The sequence below is a fragment of the Vibrio sp. 10N.222.49.C9 genome, assembly GCF_041474985.1.
In the GTDB taxonomy this organism is placed as follows: domain Bacteria; phylum Pseudomonadota; class Gammaproteobacteria; order Enterobacterales; family Vibrionaceae; genus Vibrio; species Vibrio crassostreae_C.
Window position 1 is genome coordinate 41,547 of record NZ_JBFRVD010000042.1, and the last position, 16,506, is coordinate 58,052.

24 protein-coding genes are annotated in these 16,506 nt (G+C 44.4%); 3 read left to right on the plus strand and 21 right to left on the minus strand.

The genetic code is table 11. The features are described from left to right. Positions 1–58: 58 nt before the first annotated feature. From AB4585_RS17815 to AB4585_RS17865, 11 genes are all read right to left on the minus strand, one after another. Positions 59–571, minus strand: a complete 513-nt coding sequence (locus AB4585_RS17815) for a hypothetical protein (RefSeq protein WP_372170450.1) — start codon at positions 569–571, stop codon at positions 59–61. A 2-nt stretch (positions 572–573) separates the two neighbouring features. Next, a complete protein-coding gene (locus tag AB4585_RS17820) occupies positions 574–1,110 on the minus strand; it encodes a lysozyme (protein WP_372170452.1) in 537 nt (178 codons plus the stop codon). Next, positions 1,107–1,349, minus strand: coding sequence for a hypothetical protein (locus tag AB4585_RS17825; protein WP_061016042.1), 243 nt, complete (start codon positions 1,347–1,349; stop codon positions 1,107–1,109). Before AB4585_RS17825 ends, AB4585_RS17820 begins: the two co-directional genes overlap by 4 nt. A gap of 159 nt (positions 1,350–1,508) precedes the next feature. Next, entirely contained in the window at positions 1,509–2,021 is a 513-nt protein-coding gene (locus AB4585_RS17830) for a hypothetical protein (protein WP_372170454.1), read from the minus strand. Between the two features lie 44 nt (positions 2,022–2,065). Further along, positions 2,066–3,136, minus strand: coding sequence for a hypothetical protein (locus tag AB4585_RS17835; protein WP_372170456.1), 1,071 nt, complete (start codon positions 3,134–3,136; stop codon positions 2,066–2,068). After that, positions 3,133–3,663, minus strand: a complete 531-nt coding sequence (locus tag AB4585_RS17840) for a hypothetical protein (protein ID WP_372170458.1) — start codon at positions 3,661–3,663, stop codon at positions 3,133–3,135. Before AB4585_RS17840 ends, AB4585_RS17835 begins: the two co-directional genes overlap by 4 nt. Further along, complete coding sequence (locus tag AB4585_RS17845) at positions 3,645–4,688, minus strand: baseplate J/gp47 family protein (protein ID WP_108208239.1); 1,044 nt, start codon at positions 4,686–4,688, stop codon at positions 3,645–3,647. The genes AB4585_RS17840 and AB4585_RS17845 overlap by 19 nt, the downstream gene beginning before the upstream one ends. Then, positions 4,685–5,086: a phage GP46 family protein gene (locus AB4585_RS17850; protein WP_108208238.1), complete on the minus strand. Its 402-nt coding sequence runs from the start codon at positions 5,084–5,086 to the stop codon at positions 4,685–4,687. The genes AB4585_RS17845 and AB4585_RS17850 overlap by 4 nt, the downstream gene beginning before the upstream one ends. After that, complete coding sequence (locus tag AB4585_RS17855; RefSeq protein ID WP_108208237.1) at positions 5,083–5,682, minus strand: phage baseplate assembly protein V; 600 nt, start codon at positions 5,680–5,682, stop codon at positions 5,083–5,085. Before AB4585_RS17855 ends, AB4585_RS17850 begins: the two co-directional genes overlap by 4 nt. Continuing rightward, positions 5,675–6,613, minus strand: a complete 939-nt coding sequence (locus AB4585_RS17860; RefSeq protein ID WP_102371036.1) for a phage tail protein — start codon at positions 6,611–6,613, stop codon at positions 5,675–5,677. The genes AB4585_RS17855 and AB4585_RS17860 overlap by 8 nt, the downstream gene beginning before the upstream one ends. Beyond that, positions 6,610–7,800, minus strand: a complete 1,191-nt coding sequence (locus tag AB4585_RS17865) for a DNA circularization N-terminal domain-containing protein (RefSeq protein ID WP_372170462.1) — start codon at positions 7,798–7,800, stop codon at positions 6,610–6,612. The genes AB4585_RS17860 and AB4585_RS17865 overlap by 4 nt, the downstream gene beginning before the upstream one ends. Before the next feature lie 626 nt (positions 7,801–8,426). Here AB4585_RS17865 and AB4585_RS17870 point away from each other — a divergent pair. Further along, positions 8,427–9,500 carry a hypothetical protein gene (locus AB4585_RS17870; protein WP_372170465.1) on the plus strand — a complete coding sequence of 358 codons (1,074 nt, stop codon included), beginning with the start codon at positions 8,427–8,429 and terminating at the stop codon, positions 9,498–9,500. A gap of 55 nt (positions 9,501–9,555) precedes the next feature. Here the strand turns inward: AB4585_RS17870 and AB4585_RS17875 are convergent, their stop codons facing one another. The 10 genes from AB4585_RS17875 to AB4585_RS17920 are packed head-to-tail and all read right to left on the minus strand — an operon-like array spanning position 9,556 to position 14,261. Continuing rightward, positions 9,556–9,777, minus strand: a complete 222-nt coding sequence (locus AB4585_RS17875; protein ID WP_102461712.1) for a hypothetical protein — start codon at positions 9,775–9,777, stop codon at positions 9,556–9,558. A gap of 34 nt (positions 9,778–9,811) precedes the next feature. Next, a complete protein-coding gene (locus AB4585_RS17880) occupies positions 9,812–10,063 on the minus strand; it encodes an ogr/Delta-like zinc finger family protein (RefSeq protein WP_102579380.1) in 252 nt (83 codons plus the stop codon). Further along, positions 10,063–11,982, minus strand: coding sequence for a hypothetical protein (locus tag AB4585_RS17885; RefSeq protein ID WP_372170467.1), 1,920 nt, complete (start codon positions 11,980–11,982; stop codon positions 10,063–10,065). Before AB4585_RS17885 ends, AB4585_RS17880 begins: the two co-directional genes overlap by 1 nt. 3 nt (positions 11,983–11,985) lie before the next feature. Continuing rightward, positions 11,986–12,264, minus strand: coding sequence for a hypothetical protein (locus tag AB4585_RS17890; RefSeq protein ID WP_102291327.1), 279 nt, complete (start codon positions 12,262–12,264; stop codon positions 11,986–11,988). Continuing rightward, complete coding sequence (locus tag AB4585_RS17895; protein ID WP_372170470.1) at positions 12,261–12,491, minus strand: hypothetical protein; 231 nt, start codon at positions 12,489–12,491, stop codon at positions 12,261–12,263. The genes AB4585_RS17890 and AB4585_RS17895 overlap by 4 nt, the downstream gene beginning before the upstream one ends. After that, positions 12,491–12,898, minus strand: a complete 408-nt coding sequence (locus AB4585_RS17900) for a hypothetical protein (protein ID WP_372170473.1) — start codon at positions 12,896–12,898, stop codon at positions 12,491–12,493. The genes AB4585_RS17895 and AB4585_RS17900 overlap by 1 nt, the downstream gene beginning before the upstream one ends. Positions 12,899–12,919: 21 nt before the next feature. Beyond that, the gene (locus AB4585_RS17905; protein WP_372170476.1) at positions 12,920–13,177 is read right to left on the minus strand and encodes a hypothetical protein; all 258 of its coding nucleotides are present in this window, start codon (positions 13,175–13,177) and stop codon (positions 12,920–12,922) included. Further along, complete coding sequence (locus AB4585_RS17910) at positions 13,174–13,389, minus strand: hypothetical protein (protein WP_372170478.1); 216 nt, start codon at positions 13,387–13,389, stop codon at positions 13,174–13,176. Before AB4585_RS17910 ends, AB4585_RS17905 begins: the two co-directional genes overlap by 4 nt. Before the next feature lie 15 nt (positions 13,390–13,404). Next, positions 13,405–13,947, minus strand: a complete 543-nt coding sequence (locus AB4585_RS17915; protein ID WP_102461690.1) for a phage regulatory CII family protein — start codon at positions 13,945–13,947, stop codon at positions 13,405–13,407. A 53-nt stretch (positions 13,948–14,000) separates the two neighbouring features. Further along, positions 14,001–14,261 carry a pyocin activator PrtN family protein gene (locus AB4585_RS17920; RefSeq protein ID WP_231900688.1) on the minus strand — a complete coding sequence of 87 codons (261 nt, stop codon included), beginning with the start codon at positions 14,259–14,261 and terminating at the stop codon, positions 14,001–14,003. A gap of 268 nt (positions 14,262–14,529) precedes the next feature. Here AB4585_RS17920 and AB4585_RS17925 point away from each other — a divergent pair, with 268 nt between their 5' ends. Continuing rightward, on the plus strand, positions 14,530–15,339 hold the full coding sequence (locus AB4585_RS17925; protein WP_372170481.1) for a S24 family peptidase: 810 nt from the start codon (positions 14,530–14,532) through the stop codon (positions 15,337–15,339). A 119-nt stretch (positions 15,340–15,458) separates the two neighbouring features. Further along, the gene (locus tag AB4585_RS17930; RefSeq protein WP_372170483.1) at positions 15,459–16,505 is read left to right on the plus strand and encodes a hypothetical protein; all 1,047 of its coding nucleotides are present in this window, start codon (positions 15,459–15,461) and stop codon (positions 16,503–16,505) included. Position 16,506: the final 1 nt, after the last annotated feature.

A 16,506-nucleotide genomic window follows, 5' to 3' on the forward strand; every position in this document is an offset into this window, starting at 1 on the left:
CGAGATACCGATTATTCCCATCGTAAGAACAAGCAGAGTCCTTCACTAGATATGTATATCACTGTGTTTTAAATGCTTGGATCCACGACTGTAATGATAGCAACTGTTGGGCATTTTCAGCACAGGTTTGTAGGTTCGCCACATCTTCCGCTAAGACTTCGGCGTCTCGCTCGTAACCTGTAGCGGTTTTGGCGGCACCATCAGGGACGGTGGAGGGTTGCTGAATACCGATTGCTCGATTATGCGCTTGCACTGATTGGGCGCGGATGTGCATCCAGTCAGGATCGTTAACAACGCACTGCTTATCACTGTTCTGTTGAGCATACTTGATCACCTCTTTTTCTATCTCTCGAAACTCAATTCGAATATCTGGCTTTTGGTTCGCGAGCTTTACGGCGAGCTGAAAAGCCTCGTTTTGTTTTTGCTCTACTTTGTCCCATAGGGCATTTTGCGCTTTTAAGGCTTTGACCTCAGTGGTGGTTACGCCGTAGTCATACGAACAATAAGCGACACCGCTAAGAGCAGCAGCAAAGGCGATGGCTTTAAACAAAGTTAGATATTGGTTTAGCATGATCACCACCCATTCAAACAAACTTGTTGTTCTTTGGTTCGGCGTTTAGGAATACCGGCACAGTTGCTTTGCTTGAGTCGGCAGTCTTTACCATTCACAAACACCCATCTTGGGTACTCGTTACAAGCGCCTTGATGATCACCTTGGTTAAACTTCTTCAGTAAGGTAGAGCGCGTGAAATTACCGGCGCCAAGGTTAAAGACAAAGCTCACCATCATGTCGTATTCGCCCTGGCTAGCGGTTTGGTTGATGTGTTTGTTTACCACTTGTTCGGCAGCTGAGATATCTTCAACAAAATACTCAGCCGCTTGTTGCTCGGTTAACACTATCTGTGGTGTAACACCGCTTGTATGACCAAGCCCTGCAGTCCAAACATCGGCACTGCATTGGTAGGGTTTGAGTCTGCAACCTTCTTCATTCGCGACATGGCTAAGGCCTTGCTCACTGGTAGTAAGCTCTGAATCAATGGTAAAAACAATAGCAAGAACGGAGGCCACTGAGCACACTACCGCCTGTATTGCTTTGGTTTTTATGCTCATGCTGAACCCTCTTTTTTTGAGTTCAACTTGTCCAACTGCGCTTGGCTGAGTTTGGTTGCAATAGCGTAGTGGCGAATAGCCATGATGCCTGCGCCAATACCGACCGCTACAGACAAAACTTGGAGTACGTCATTCACGCCAAAACTGATTAGGGTTGCACTAATGGAAGCGAAGATTTTCTTTAGGCCAGTGACATCGAGTAGTGATACGACGAGTGCCTTTGCCTCTGATTCATTCATTGGTTTCTCTCTTATAGCTAGATGATTAGTTCCCCCATAAGCAGTGTATCTAACTGAGTTTTAAAGGGGACTGATGGCATTTCTAGTGTCGAGATATAGAAGTTCAGAGAGCAGGAAAAGAAAACCCAGCGGTTAAGCTAGGCTTGAATATGGTTGAGGTTAGTTAGTAGGCGGTGTCGGCCAAGGGTTTTCTGTTTGGATTTTGTCACGGGCAGCTAGGGCTTGAGCCTCTATTGTTTGTGCATCATCTTCAAAACCTTGTAAGCGCTTAATGTTGGCTTCAGCAATTAAGGGATCGCATATCTGAGCGTATAGCCCACGGCGAACGTTGTCGACTTGGTTATATTCAGCGATGTATTTATTACTTTGGTTGGTTACCCAATCGTTGTTAATCCACTCGTCAAATTGAGTAATAGGTTTTAGCTCTGTCCAACCTTCTTTTATTTCACCCAGTTCGGTAACGGTTTCCGATTTGTTGCAATTCGTTTGGTCATAAATGATTTCGCCACGATGATCTTCGATGTATTTAGTCAGGAATGGCTTACCACGTTCGTCAAATTCACAAGCTATTACTACAAAGCCTTCTTTTTTTTGTAGCGGCTCTATAGTCAGCGCATCGCGGGGAACTTGTGGTAATTTGGAGCCAATGAAAGCAGAAATAGGCTTATGCATGACAACCCTGGTTACTTTATCGTATTGGTAATAATATTGAGTCATTAAATCACTAGCCCCTTCCATTCAATCATCGTTACGGGTTGGTTTTGATTGGCTGTCGGAACCATCTTAGATGCATCGAACTCAATGGAATGATTTCCTCCAGGGTCAGCACCTATGACGCCTACCTTAGCCGGACTGTTTCCGTACTCTTTCAACTCTAATACGCCTGAATCCATTTTTATAGGAGAGTAAACAGAAGATACGCCACCTTTTAGATTACGTATCGCATCTTCGTGGGTTTGCCCTACAACGTACTCAGCACCATCAGCAGCACGCAAATAACGTCCTTGAGACTCACGTAGTTGAACCACATTGCCAACCACAAGCTCTGGGCGCTTAGCGGCCAATCGCCAATACACCGCTTTAGGTACGTCTTGATTATTTTCAACTAGCATCGTTTCTGGCGGTATTGTGCCGCCAAACCAAACGGTTGAACCAATTTCACTAGAGACATGAGGGACCCAATAAGGTGGCTTGGTTGTGTCTGACCAATTAGTAAATCGATTGTTGGAGTCTAGTGGATCTTTACCCGAAAGCATTTCAACATTTGAATACCATTGCCAGTATGAGAGTTCGCCTGTCTGAGCATCTTTCGTATAGCAGGTTTCACCTGTCGAGTAAGTTCGAGAGGGGTCGTATGGCATGGCCTGCATCTTAGAAGCAAAACGTGCGATAAATTCGGTTTCAGTAAGAAAGTCACTGTTTTGGAAAACAAGATCACCAGGGCTGCCCGTGACCGTTGATTTCAACGTCAATATCCCCCCTATACCTTTAGGCAGTGCGACTTTCGGCGTCACACACTCAATGACTACAGCGCTCGTATCATCAACGATGTGAACCTTATACATGTACTCATCAAAATGGGTTTCGGTTGGTAAACGCATTTCAAATGTTAGGACGCCATTTTCATCATAGTAACTGGCGTGAATAGTAGAGCTGTAGAATTCATATACATCAGCCGATTCAGGTCCAATATTACCCAGTAGTTTAAATTGCTTTATGGTGGATTTGAGCGAACTGGTTAATATGCTCAAACCATGCGTTGTTGGGATCGCTTGTAATTGGTTCACGAGTCATCTCCTATTTCTAGCAGCCAAGTAATAGCTGTGGTACATAGATATTGCGCGTTGGCGTTAATCGACAGTTCTTGGTTAAACTCAGGAGTAAACGTCATTGCAGTATTTTGATTAGCAGCGACACGACCGGCTAATGGATAAATCCAATGAAACTCTGTGTGAGGCAGTCGTTTTTCTTCTAGTGCTTTAAAAGCCGCGTCATTGTTGTAGCTATACAGGTCTATTTTGATGAGGTTTGGGCTTGCGACCTCGTCATACACGACACCGTTTGAACCCATTGTCATCAAGAGCCGTTGATAGTCTGAAATCTTCCAACCAAATTGCTGCTCTTCAAACTCAGTTAATAGGGACAGTTCAAGCTCGTCATGGGTTTGCTTGAAGTCTTTGGCAATGCCTTGGATGGTGTTGGCAAGCTCTAGGTTCTCGGTGTCTTGCCAATATTCGCCTTTGGGTAATAGCCCTCGATAGGCGCCTCCAAAATCTCCGGCACTGTATTCAATAATTAAGTCGGAGGTGTCCACGTCACACCTCCTAATACATGTATCTGATTGTTGTTAATGGCGACTTCTCCAACCGGAGAGCGAACAATAAAGTTGTTGGTCACGGTAGAGATAGTTAAAACAATTTCGGTATTGGTGATGGATTCCGGCTTTTGGGTTGTCGGATCGATGTTGCCCATTTTCTCTTTCACTAAGTTTTCGAGTGCAGTGACCACATCGTCACGTACCACTTGGTCTTCAATGCCTTGGATCTCTATATTAAGTGGCACTTGCTCTGGTAGGTGAGCCAATGGGTGGCAACCTGCAAGCCGATTTTGTTCAAACGTGTTTTGCACTAACTTGACCACTTCAGCGTTTAACGTTGGGTTGTTTTCTCGCGCACCGATATACACTTCAACCATGCCTCGCTGTGGGGTGTTATCAAGCGCCCAAGAAAAATCCACATCCGAGTGAGCCGATACCGCCCACACTTCGTAATCCGTCGCTTTGCCAATCAGCTCGTTCTTTTCAAATGCTACGATGACACGCGCTCGCCAGTGTTCTAATTCTTCAATATTGGCGCCTCCGCCAATGCCAAGTGAAAGCACACGGTTTGGGTCAATACCGCTTAGTCCTTCGCTTAACGTAAGCACCGCACCTTCGGAAAGATTACTATCTACGCCAGATTCAAGTGCAATGACATCAACGGGGACGTTGCTGTATTGTTCTTTGGTGGTTTCGTACTCGTGATTGGCATGCGTTAAACGGGTGCCTTTTTTGATTACCACCGTGCCACCCAGTTCAGTGAACTGGACTCGGCCCGTTGCGAACGTGGGCAGCAATCGAGGGGCTTTATGGCGATTGGCGTGTAGGTATAACCACTCTTCAGAGCAGGTTTCAGGGTGCAGCTGCCTGAACAGCAAATCTTGATAACCATATTGCCCATAGCTGACACCAGCAATGGCAGCGGCTATCGCTTTGGTTGCGGGGTTGTTTTGCCCTGTTTCAGATACCAGATTGGCTTCTGCGCGAGCAATCAGACTGTCTAGGCTTCGTTGTGTACTCATTGGTTAACCTTTGAAAGTGGAACATCAAACTGAGAGCCATCGGTTAGGGTGATCATCACATTACGACCCATCTGATTTGGCTTCTCTCGCCATACTGACACCTCAACCGCTTTAGCGAGGCCGTCTGTAATGAGCCAAGCGAGCGACTCTTCACAAAACCGTTTAGCGAGGCTGAGCGTTTCGTCTGTGAGCTTGGCTCGCTTGAGTGTCCAGTCACGAGAGCCGACTACGCTTATCAACTCATGGCTCCAAGTGCCGCCACGCTCATTGCTTGCCATACGGGCGCGATCGTTTTGAGTGGATTCGGCGTAGTTATAAACACTCTGTAAAACAGCGTGTGTTAATCCCTCTTTAGAGCTGAGTGGTGCCGTTAGGGCGGTTAAATTGAAATGGCTCATCCTTTATTTGGCCCTTTGGTGGTTCTGGTTGTCCCGTCGTCTGTGTAGTCGTGGTCGTGCTTTTCAACTTTGACACCGCCGAACGTACCGGATGCGCCACCCACAGAACCGGTCACATCAGCGTTCTTGGTGACTTTCAGATTACCGCTTATTTCTACATCACCAGAAAACGTGGACTTAGGTGCAGTAACGTTCACAGCCGTTGCGTTCACTGTGGTTTCTTGCGCGGATATCACTTCTAACTTTGCGCAGGCGTTTATCTTGATGCCTTGTTGCGTAAAATGAACAAGGTTGCCTTTGTCATCGAGCATCGCGACTTCACCAGGCTGTAACTCTATTTGGTGACGTTCGTCTTCTACGTTCACGGTAATGCCGCGAGATGTGGTTCCACCAATGAACAGGTTGTAAGTTTTCGCCCCTGGTAATGGACGGCTCATAAACCCGTAGTTGTGCACGCGTTTTATCTTGTCGTTGGTTCGGCCTGTCGCGGTTTTGATTTGTAGCCGGCCTGTGGTTGCCCCTGTGACAGTGCCGGTACCAATTACGTTTTTGATTCTGGCCATTAATCGCTGTTGTTGCTGCAGAGCACTAGACATAGCTTTGCTCCTTAAACGGCCTAAACAGCTCAACCGATGTTTCTGTAGAGCTTTCAGACACTGATAGGCCAAGCGACTTGATCACCAACATCTCACTGAAGCTTTGCTCTTGGTCAGCGACTCGAATCACTCGGTTTAATCCATCAATGGCCAACTCAGGGAATATGTCGGCAATTGTGCTTGATGCTGTCAGGCTTTGAGCAATGGCGAGGTTGCGCTCGTATTTAGCACGAGACAGGCAAGCTTCTCGGTTTTGTAATTGGTCACAGGTGATCACCATGGTGCGTGAGCTATCGACGTTTGGATTGACGACCTGTGAGCTTGCGTCATCCCACTGGCCTTGCACATCAATGGTGTGAAATTGCTGATTGAAGGTGCGCTTGATGTTCAGGCTGTCGATGTTGTTGCCCGTTTCTAGGCCAATGTTGCTGATAGTTGCATGCGCGGTGTTTTCAATGATCAACATGCCATTGCGCTCAACCAACATAAAGCCTTGCTCTCGAATGAGCTGCGCCACGTTCTCTACCGGTGATTCGGCATTTATCTGAAACTCGGGGATGACCGGCATACTCTTCACCAGGCTTTTCACTTTCAAACCATATGGCTTGGCGACATGGCGAAGTAGCTCTTCCACGTTCAAGTTATAAAGTGCATCCATCGTGATGCGTGAATCAATCATGTTGGCACTCTTCGAGCGGCCAGAAATGGAAACAGCGTGAGCGCTTGGATCGGTATTGGGATACACACCATCAATCTGACCAATCAGAATCGACTTGTCGTTAAGGAAGAACTCGACCGATAACGGGCTTTCAATACTCATAGGCTCAATTGAGCAGCTGAACGTGTGGGCCAGCTGTTCAATGGAGTAGTTGATATTCGCTTGATAGAAGGTGCGCGGCTTGCCATCAATGTGCATCGTTAGCGTATTCATGACACATCCCTCACGGCAATGTCACCACGAATGAAGAGCGGGTGCTGCAGCGCATTCATTTTGGTGATGATTTTTTCTTGAGTGAACTCATCGTGCGCAATCGTCAGCGCGGATTGAAAGCGTGGTGATTGCACCGTTCTATGAGGCGCAGTGCCGCTGACCACCTTATCCTGCTGAACCTTTACATTACTTTTTAATGTCGTGACTGCGTCGAACAACTCAATGCTTTCAAGCGTCGATACTTGGGTGGTCTCTTTGATGCGCTCATCGATACCGACAATCAACGTAGATAGATCATTATTGATGGTTTCAGGCTGCTTAGCCGACTGCGTAATATCAAAACGGTCGCCTTTCTCTAGGTGTGTGATGTCTTTGTTCATCTTCACTGCGCCCGTCACCATTTGTACATTGTGGTGCTGAGTTGGCGTGTCCGGTTTCACTTCACCTAGTAGTAAAGCTTGAGCACTGCGTGAATTATCTACCGCTTCATTACTTGAATTAGGCTCAGCTTGAACACCATCGGCCACCGCATTCACTGACGCAGAAAATAGGTCAGCGAACTCAGTTGGGTTGGTGCTGAGGCTACTCACTGCCGAAAATGCTTTATTGATGGCGTAGTTAATGTCTTGAAGGTTTTCATCTTCAAGGTTCAAACGGTTGGTGATGTCGACCAACACGTTCAATGCGCTGGTGACATCACTCTGAACTCTGTGAATGTCTGATACATCCAAGCCGTTTACTTCTTTTACGAAAGAACGTTTCGATAAGCTCTCGACTATGTTGGCCTGCGTTTTTGTACGAACTGAAGTAGGAGCAGTGATTGAAGGGGAAGAGCCAGCGCGAGCAAACTTCAGACTCAGCGTGACCAAGCCTTTCTTGGTACTGATGCTTTGAGATACGCCTTCAAAGACAAGCGCCAGCTCACCCAACCAAGGATGCTCTAGCTCGCCAGTTGGTGTTGCTTCTAGGTTTTCAATGAGGGCATTAGCATCAGCCAGAGAACTGGAACCAACGAACACCGCTTCAATTGTGTATGTACGGGCTTTTGTTCCCATGACTTTGATGTGTGGTAGGTCAGAGTAGGGGATTTCGCTGACTTGCAAGCGCTTACCACCATCAAAGGCGGTCGAGAGGATGTTGAGCTTAAGCCCATTCCATCTAGCGTGCTCGTACTGTCGTTCCCACATCAAAAAGCCACCAACTACAGAAGAAAATCAGAATTAGGCAGCGAGAATAAAATGAGTGATGGAGTAGGGCGCTCAGGCCCTGTTCGGACTCACCCACCCCTCCACACCAAAATTCCACACTGCAATTATGCGATCTTAGAACCGCATTTCATTTCGGTAGTTGTATTGGAGCACAGCCCCCGATGTATCTACATCGAGGGCTGTTTTAGATGGGGGATTTAGAGATCGTCGAAGATCGTGATCGTTCGTTTTCAGTAAACTTTGTAAATCTCAGTTTCATTGAGTAACAGTAGATAGTCCATATTGGGTAATTTCCTTTTATTCATCTCACAGAAATTTTTCAAATCCCACAAATATGGTCACCTAATACAACTATCCATGATAGATTCTTATAAACAATGACTTAATAAAATTCAAGCAGGTTCCTAGTGCGCTTTCACTTCCAAGAAAACCTATCCGTACTGTATTACAAACACAAGCACTTGAGCTCACATGGTCGAATTGCGATTTTTTTATTCGTGTTATGTGTGTTGTTAACTCTATTTCCTGCTTTTTCGCTGATACCAGCCATAATTGCCATTTCTACAACATACTTGAGTATAACCGTTCTATTGTCACAGAATTTCTTGAGCTATGTAGGTCAATTGGAGTCGCAATACACTAACTGTAATAACTCCGATGAATTTATTGGTTTCTTAGAAAACTTAAAAACTGACAAAACTCCTGCCTTTGAAATTGAAACGCTACCAAGTAGTTCTAAAATATCTCATTCAAATGGAATCAATGTAGATTTAATAAACCAAATAGATTTGGGATTCGAACTGCATAAAGACTTCGAAAAAAGAACACTCAAAAGGTGGAGTGAAAGCCGAAGCAAACTGACTGATTTTCTAATCTACAAGGCACAAGCTCAAGGGTATTTGTTCAATGAACAAAAAGTAGCTTTGATGAGTAATGTATACCCAAAACGTGGTCTGATTCATCTAGGTAAAACTTCATATTATTGTTCATTACTCACCAATGAAGCATCCGGTAAAGTCCTGTCAAACATTGACACTACAGTAAATTTTAACAACATGATCCCTCAAGTAGACGGGGAACTTATAGACATAGCATCATCAGGTTTTTCCAATCACATAGGCGTTACTTTGCTGGCTCTTACTGCGGATAACAATTTGGTTTTTTGGATTCAAAATAGCAACGCTCAAATAAGTATTAACAGCGTAGTCTCTACAGGTTCAGGCTCCTTAGACTGGAATGACATTTCAAATTCAGGCTCTGACGATCTCTTAGGTGTGATTAGGTATGGTATGGCAAGGGAACTCGCTGAAGAATCAAGCATCAAAAAGAACAAGATAAGAGACTTAGCAAAGGATGACATTCTTGTTACTGGTTTTTTTAGGTGGGTAGAAAGAGGTGGTAAGCCAGAATTCGTTGGCATATGCCGAACCGATATTCCAACAGCTGGATTTATCTCTAACAAAGCTGAAGTAAATGAACAACAAGGAAGCAAAGTAGCACAGAAGCCATTAATTCAAAGCATGGCTGATCTACATGACATTTGTGATAAATATCTTCAAGACCCTGATATGAAAATCGGAGTTTCCACAGAATATCTGTTGTATCAACTACGCGATATAGCTAGCAACACTGGGTCTCCAGAATACAAGACTATCAAAAATTTTTGGGAGCTTACTTAAGTAAGCCTCTTTATTTCTTGGGTAAAGTATAAATCCATTGAGTTTCTATTCATCATCACACCCTATATGCCTTCAGTAAGATCTCATCCATTTGGTTTAGCTTGCGCACGGCCAATGAAACGCGCTTGCTTGATACGCCAGTTCTTAGTGAAGCCAGCTCGTAAGAATAGCCAGACTCGAACACCAGCTTCACGGCTTTGCGAGTTTGTTCTGGCATATCTCTTTTTGAGAACACTTCAAGCAAAGCATCAAGGCGCTTTTTAGGAATAAGGTTCATTTATTCAAAATATCCGTAGTCTAGACTGCTTGTTTTAAGTACTTGGCTGTTCTGATTCAAATATATCGATTTGGTTCACATCACCTTTGCACAGCTCGGGCTGTAGTTCTGAGCTTGGCTTCTGACCTGTTGGCTCAATGAAGTGCGAGAACGACGTATGCGCTACAAACACTTTTCCGCAATTCAGGTTTAAACATTGGCAGTACAGCTCTCGCGTTTCTGAACTGATGGAACGCGAGGTCGCAATACGAGTTTTGCTTTCACATTTTGGGCATGTCACTAGCATTATTGTAATCTCCCTTCTAAATAATCTGCTTTGGCACTTTGCCAATAACTCACTTCATCCTCATCGGGTTCTTCGGGTATGTAAGGTTCGCCAAGAACCGATCGCCAATAAGCTCGCCGTTCTAAAAAGTGATGATATTGCGCTTGATAAGTTTCATCGGCTTCTTGCTTTAAATCGCTACAATCGATATCACGACAAGTCATCGACCAACCTCTAGCGCCAGCTGCCCACATTAAAAAGTTATCCATCCGTTCTTTGGCTTCATCACCGTCAAAAGTTATTGAGAACCGGTTACCACTAGAAGCGTGCATTTGCCGTGACTTCATTTGCTGTGTGGTTTTCTTGGCCGCATGTTCTAAGCGAATAATTCGCGACTGAAGTTTTTTCAGGTGATCTTCAGGCTTGCCTTGTTGCTTGGCGATACTCGACGCTTTCACGGTTTGAGCTTTTTGCTTATTGATACGTGAGATAGTTCGCAGCAAAGGCTTTTTCCACTGCTCAAGCTTGTAACCCAATTCACGGATAACAGCCGTAATATTGTCAGCTTCAAACGAGGCAAGAGTTTCCCAACTTGGTGCGCGTGAGACCCTCGCTATGCTGTAGCGATTCCCCTTAATTAAACCCTGGTCTGCGTTATTACCTTTGGCCGCATAGCCAACCGCTTTGATGAGATAAGTACTGGCTGCTTTGGGCTGTCTAATTCTTTCGATGTGAGCCATGCCATGACCCCATAGAGATTCCAAACGTTTGGCCCAGTCTTTGAAATGCTTTTTATCGACCGTCCACTTCAACAACAGGTGAACGTGTGGGTTGGGTTCGCCGTCTTCATTCATGGGGCTTTCGGCTACCCACATATAATGAAAATCTGCTTTCTCTCTATCAGGGCCGAAGGGTGAAGGCTTCGCTTTGAACTGCCCAGAAACGTAGTCACCATCTTCTGTGTACCAACCTCGGTGAAACATCTTTTTGCTGCCATCGAGAAAGCGGGAAGTTTCGCGCCCAATACTGGTATCGAGTGGTTTAATGATTTTGAAAGGTTGTTTTGGTAGCCGCGTATACAAGCCATCTTTGCCAGGAATAAGATCACCTGTATCTCGTTCAAACTCTACTGGAGTAAACGGGCCGTCAGCATCGATACCTTCATCCATCGCGCCAAAAATGGCGTGACGTTGTGCCGGTGTAAAAGTCAAAGTCAGAAATGTCGTAAACCCTTCATGGCATTGGGCAACATATGCACCGCTCTCGAACATGTTAGAAACGCTCTTTGGTGTTAGCTTTTCCGTATAACGAGTACCCGAATTAGCCTCGGGTGCATTTCCTGCGGGCGTCTGGGTAACAATTTGAGCGCGCATTTGCCCAGACCAGTCTCGTTTTTGCAGTTGAAGAGAGATAGGGGAGAGCTTCCTCTCGAAAGGGGGCCTTTTCTCATGCTTCAGTGGCAATACTCGCGCGGTATTTCGCTCTGTACTTGCGTATAACGCATCAAAGCTTTCATGGCCCATTCGGCTATCAAGCTCTGTCTTGGTGCCAATGGGCTGCCCAATAACCTTCACACGCTTGTTGATTCGAGCCAACTTTAAGCGCTGTTTCTCGTGTCGGACTTTTGCGCCCTTGGACAAGCCTAGTGTCTCCGGCCTTTCGGCCGCCGCTTCGCGGTCGGGTTTGGAGTGTGAATTTAGCCTTTTGAAATGTTCAGTTGCCAACTTAACATCTGTAACGTGTTTTGATTTTTGATTAAAAACACGGTCGTAAATAGGAAGAGATTTAACCACGCCAGAATCGAGCAATTGTTGCTCGTATTCTGTGTAGTGAGGAATTTTAGAACCTAAAAAACCAGCTTCATAGCTGGCATTAGCAGTTTTAACTTCATCAATAGGCCGGACGGCTCCGGCCACATGGTACAGAGTTTCGATCTTCATCGCTTACTGCTTCACATCCCCTGGATTCGCATTACTTACCGAGCCCCAAGGTTCAGCGCACCCTTTTTCACTACACACATAATTCATTGGCTGAGAGTTGCCCTTAACACGCTTTTTAATGCCGTGTTTTTCGCGCAACTTCGACACTAAAAAGCGCGCTCGCTCTCGTTTCTTTGGATCTGGATTCTCCATTCCTGCCATATCAGGGCAGGGCTTATGTATTGGAGAAGTGATAGGCAAGTCAGCCGTCGATTTAGCTGGTCTAAAAGTAACGTCACTCATAATTCGCTAAACTCCTGTGTGTCCATAATCATGTGGCCGCCAGTTTGATTGCCCTTTATGATCACGCCATTCATAACGTGTTCGCAGTTCAACGCCTCACATGCTGACTCAATTGCAAGTTTTGGCGTATCAAACTCGCCTAAGTGAAGGTTCATTACCTCATTTGTTTCAGCGTGACGAACCACGCCGCCACCGCTGTTCAAAGTTACCGCTATATAACTCAGCATCAGTTCGCTCCCACAGCTGACAAACAAAACTGTTCGAATTGATATAACGCTTCATCATCAAAGTGGCCTAGGTCACGTAGACCAAGCATTTCAAGAAACAGGTGGCGGTTACCCATATCTAAGCTCGTCCAGTGGTGAAGCTGTGAAACTTGTTCGATCGAACCGTTGCGATACCAACTAGGAAATGAATGCCCGAAAAACAAACGAGCACGTTCACCTTCCATTGCCTTTTTAATATCGGCTAATACGTCAGCTTGAGAACGATGCGTTTCAATGGGTGTTTGCTTCTTAGCAATTGCATCTAATTGGCATAGCAATTCATGCTGTTGTTCTGTGTTACTTGAACTAAAGCGCTGTGCAATGAGTTCAAATGATTGTTCAAAGAGGTGATTTTCGAGATTACTCATGACGTCATTGCTCCTAAAAAATTAGTTTCGGGTGAGGTACGTATTGCATGGTTCTGCCTCCATCCCGAGTTTCTCTTTGGCAAGCTCAAGGAACTTGGCAATCTGAGTTTGGTTTTGAGCGAAGTCTTCGACCTTATACAAAGGGAAGTACATAGAAGCTCCCCATCCGTCAGGGCCTGCTAAATAAGCTTGAGCAGCTTTCACGCCTTCTACATATCCAGCTTCGTAGACATAAATTTTGTCTTCACCTGAAGTGATGGTTTTGAGTAGAGCTTTCATCGTGATTCCTCCTGGCAAACCTTGAACTGGTCGAGAGCGTCACCCGCTTGTTTATGAATGCCGCGCCACATTGCGATCAAGTTATTCTGTAGTTGCTCTTGGCCTTCCACTTCGTTCGTTTGATATTTGGTGATAGCGAGTGCCGCAACATTCTCGATGTTGAGTGCTTCTTCTAATGAATTGATTTGAATCGCGATAAATGGTTTTTTCATAATTACACCCCGTAATTAAGTGAGACCGGGTAAAGGCGCACCGTTGGCTAGCAAGTCCACACCCATACATAAGAAAGGGTGTGCACCACTTGTGCGGTCTTCTAGGTCGTTGATGAGTAGCACCAAGTTGCTAATGCCAGCTTGTGCCGTTTTGATAATTGAGTTTCGAGTTGAGCGAGGCAGGGCTCTTTGGCCTGCCGTGTCTAACGCAAGCTGAGAGATTTCTCCTGCAATCACAGAGTTGTCTAGAGCACGTTTGATAAACGTTTCTCTTTCACCTTCAGGAATATGAGCGGTCACTAGCCCTAACTGGCGAAGTACAACTTCTAAAATTACGTAGTCATCCGTAGCTTTAGAAATTGCCATCATTTCAGGTAAAGAAAGTACGTGCGGTTGCTCGATATTCAGCTTGTTACGCAACATGTTTGAACGAAGGCCACAGGCTTTAGCTATGTCTGTTAGCTCGTTACGGTGTCGTGCTCGAAACAAGCTGCATGCTTCGTTGTACTGTTCTTGTACATCCGCTAAAAAGACGCACATTGTCTGGTTCACTTCCATGTCTGATACTCACTATGAAACATAAGAAAAGTGGTTAGCTTCGAAGGTGGATATCAATGACGGCTAAATTGACCATAAATTGACTCCCATTCCTTTTTTGCTTCAGCTCGTTTACGGTCATAAAACTCAGCCAAATCATCAACGTGAACAAACCATGGTGCTTTAGTACCAGCATTGTTTGCTGTTGGTTCATGAGATTGAAAAGCAGGAAGAGGGAACTCGTGTTTGCGTATCTTCATTTTGGCTGTTTCGTACTTCATATCTAAAAAGTACTCACAGATGTCCTTTACTTGCACGACAGGTGTATTGAACATGTCAAAAAACATTGTGCGTGTTATAGATCTTGGCTTCGGTAGCGTATTCATGGATTTACCCTCGTTACACCACATCCTGAATATGGTATATATGACTTTTAATCGGTGTTTATCTTAGTTCGTCTGAAATACAATTAAGATAAACCTAGTGTTTAAGTTTGTTTGAGTTGATTAAGCTTCAGATACTAGTGAGTGTCAATGTTTATATTGAAATTGTTTAATATAGATTTGATCTTTTTTTGGTTTCTTTTATTTGAGGGTGTTTGTTTTGAAAGAGTGGTTTAGTAGTTCTGAACTAGTTGGACTAGATGGAATGGCAAACTCCATAACAGGGGTTAGTCAAAAAGCTAAAAGAAATAGCTGGACTAAGCGAAAGTCGGCTAAATCCAATAATGCCTATGAGTTCCATATTTCTAACTTTCATCCTGATGTAAAAAAACAGGTGATCGATAAATACGTTACGGATGAAGCAGAGGCCAAGTATCTATTAGCTTTAACCGAACCTAGCGTAGTTTCTACACCAGCCGATATGTCAGTAGGGCAAGTAGATGTTGGCAGCAGTAAAGCTAACCGAACTTCTCGGAATACCGATGACAATGTCACAGAGCTTTCAAATGTTAAGTCTGTAAAAGCCACTTCTCAAATAGGCGATATGTGCGCTGTACCTGTGTACAACGTTTATGCTTCTTGTGGGTTTGGTGCTCAAAACGATACCGAGTACCAACTCAGGACTGAATTCCTACCATGCTTATGGCTAAGGCGTTTCGGTCTGACAGAAGAAGATGCTCGTATCATCATTTGCCACGGTGACTCAATGGAAGACACCTTGAGTGATGGCGATGAAGTATTAGTCGATACCCGAGAACTCGATCACCCAGTAAAGCATGGTGTCTATGTTGTTCGCATTGGAAAGCACGTTTACATAAAACGCCTGAAGTACGACATCATGGCTGAGGGCTATAGCGTCATCTCAGACAACAAAGAAGAATATGATTCGTTTATCGTGAATGAGGAGAAACTCAACGAGTTCGCGGTAATCGGGAAAGTTGTTACCACCGTCATGAAGGCGGTGATTTAGAGTGAAAGCGATAACAATCTGCGATGCATGGCAAATTACCTATGATGCATTAGCGCTCCGACATACATCATTCACGGCCAAATTAACGGCTGTCCGCAGACTGTGTAGAGTATAAAAGTATGCCCGCCAAAAAAGCACCCAGAAAGAAGCGGTATCAGAAAAAAGAGGTGAAATTACCTTTTAGTCGCTTTATCCCAAAAAATAACCCAATAATCTTAGCTCCTACCCATGTTGACATTATTGATAGCAACTTTGATGATGAGAATGCTCTGTTTCTAGAAAGATTGAGGATTGCGCTGTCAAACTCAAATGAAGTTACAATTTCTTTTAAAGAGACAAAAAGTTTGAAAGCTACAGCTCTTCTTGTCATTTATTCATTCGTGGATACTAGTAAAAAAGGCAAAAAGATCAATGTAGTGTATTCAGATAAATCTGAAGTCGTTAATCGTAACATTAAATCTTCAGGTGATTTTAAGTCATCAGAAGATAGGTTGACAATGCTTGATGACAAGTTGTCACCAGTAATACAAGGGAATAATAGTATTGTTATTGCTTTATCTAGGAAGATACATGCGAATCTAGTAGAGCTTTACTTAGATAAAGATGACGATGATTTTACAAATCGGAGTCGGGAATTGGGGGTTGCAATCATGGAGACGCTAGACAATGTTGGTAGGCATGCTTATCCAGAAGAGCCCCATGAATGTAAACATTGGTGGTTTTGTTGTGACATGATTGATGACAAGCTCTTTATGGCAATCTACGACAAAGGCGTAGGTATCCCCTATTCGATAAAGAATAGTGAGATTGATTTTATGAAGATTATTGAAAGCTATTACATGGTGACTGGTGATGATTTGTCTAAATTACCACCGACGTTAACTGCCGACACTAGACGGTTTGCATCATCATATTCTGATGAAGCTTTAATTCGAGCTGCAATGTCTGAAAACCTTTCGAAGACTACAAAAGATAAACATGGAAAAGGAAGTGGTAGTATCAAAGCTCTGATTAAAAATGAAAAAGATAGCTTTTTGTTTATTTCTAGTGGAAGAGGTTTATATTATTATTCTAAGCACAATGAGGAGTATGAAGCGGGTGATATTGAAGAAGTCCATTCGCTGCATAACTCAATTGATGGAACATTGATCCAATGGAGCTTATAAC

Excerpts from the sequence above, each read along its gene's own strand:
- AB4585_RS17815 (WP_372170450.1), bottom strand. The coding sequence starts at position 571 with ATGCTAAACCAATATCTAACTTTGTTTAAAGCCATCGCCTTTGCTGCT.
- AB4585_RS17820 (WP_372170452.1), bottom strand. The coding sequence starts at position 1,110 with ATGAGCATAAAAACCAAAGCAATACAGGCGGTAGTGTGCTCAGTGGCC.
- AB4585_RS17825 (WP_061016042.1), bottom strand. The coding sequence starts at position 1,349 with ATGAATGAATCAGAGGCAAAGGCACTCGTCGTATCACTACTCGATGTC.
- AB4585_RS17830 (WP_372170454.1), bottom strand. The coding sequence starts at position 2,021 with ATGCATAAGCCTATTTCTGCTTTCATTGGCTCCAAATTACCACAAGTT.
- AB4585_RS17845 (WP_108208239.1), bottom strand. The coding sequence starts at position 4,688 with ATGAGTACACAACGAAGCCTAGACAGTCTGATTGCTCGCGCAGAAGCC.
- AB4585_RS17850 (WP_108208238.1), bottom strand. The coding sequence starts at position 5,086 with ATGAGCCATTTCAATTTAACCGCCCTAACGGCACCACTCAGCTCTAAA.
- AB4585_RS17855 (WP_108208237.1), bottom strand. The coding sequence starts at position 5,682 with ATGTCTAGTGCTCTGCAGCAACAACAGCGATTAATGGCCAGAATCAAA.
- AB4585_RS17860 (WP_102371036.1), bottom strand. The coding sequence starts at position 6,613 with ATGAATACGCTAACGATGCACATTGATGGCAAGCCGCGCACCTTCTAT.
- AB4585_RS17865 (WP_372170462.1), bottom strand. The coding sequence starts at position 7,800 with ATGTGGGAACGACAGTACGAGCACGCTAGATGGAATGGGCTTAAGCTC.
- AB4585_RS17875 (WP_102461712.1), bottom strand. The coding sequence starts at position 9,777 with ATGAACCTTATTCCTAAAAAGCGCCTTGATGCTTTGCTTGAAGTGTTC.
- AB4585_RS17880 (WP_102579380.1), bottom strand. The coding sequence starts at position 10,063 with ATGCTAGTGACATGCCCAAAATGTGAAAGCAAAACTCGTATTGCGACC.
- AB4585_RS17885 (WP_372170467.1), bottom strand. The coding sequence starts at position 11,982 with ATGAAGATCGAAACTCTGTACCATGTGGCCGGAGCCGTCCGGCCTATT.
- AB4585_RS17890 (WP_102291327.1), bottom strand. The coding sequence starts at position 12,264 with ATGAGTGACGTTACTTTTAGACCAGCTAAATCGACGGCTGACTTGCCT.
- AB4585_RS17895 (WP_372170470.1), bottom strand. The coding sequence starts at position 12,491 with ATGCTGAGTTATATAGCGGTAACTTTGAACAGCGGTGGCGGCGTGGTT.
- AB4585_RS17900 (WP_372170473.1), bottom strand. The coding sequence starts at position 12,898 with ATGAGTAATCTCGAAAATCACCTCTTTGAACAATCATTTGAACTCATT.
- AB4585_RS17905 (WP_372170476.1), bottom strand. The coding sequence starts at position 13,177 with ATGAAAGCTCTACTCAAAACCATCACTTCAGGTGAAGACAAAATTTAT.
- AB4585_RS17910 (WP_372170478.1), bottom strand. The coding sequence starts at position 13,389 with ATGAAAAAACCATTTATCGCGATTCAAATCAATTCATTAGAAGAAGCA.
- AB4585_RS17915 (WP_102461690.1), bottom strand. The coding sequence starts at position 13,947 with ATGGAAGTGAACCAGACAATGTGCGTCTTTTTAGCGGATGTACAAGAA.
- AB4585_RS17920 (WP_231900688.1), bottom strand. The coding sequence starts at position 14,261 with ATGTTCAATACACCTGTCGTGCAAGTAAAGGACATCTGTGAGTACTTT.
- AB4585_RS17930 (WP_372170483.1), top strand. The coding sequence starts at position 15,459 with ATGCCCGCCAAAAAAGCACCCAGAAAGAAGCGGTATCAGAAAAAAGAG.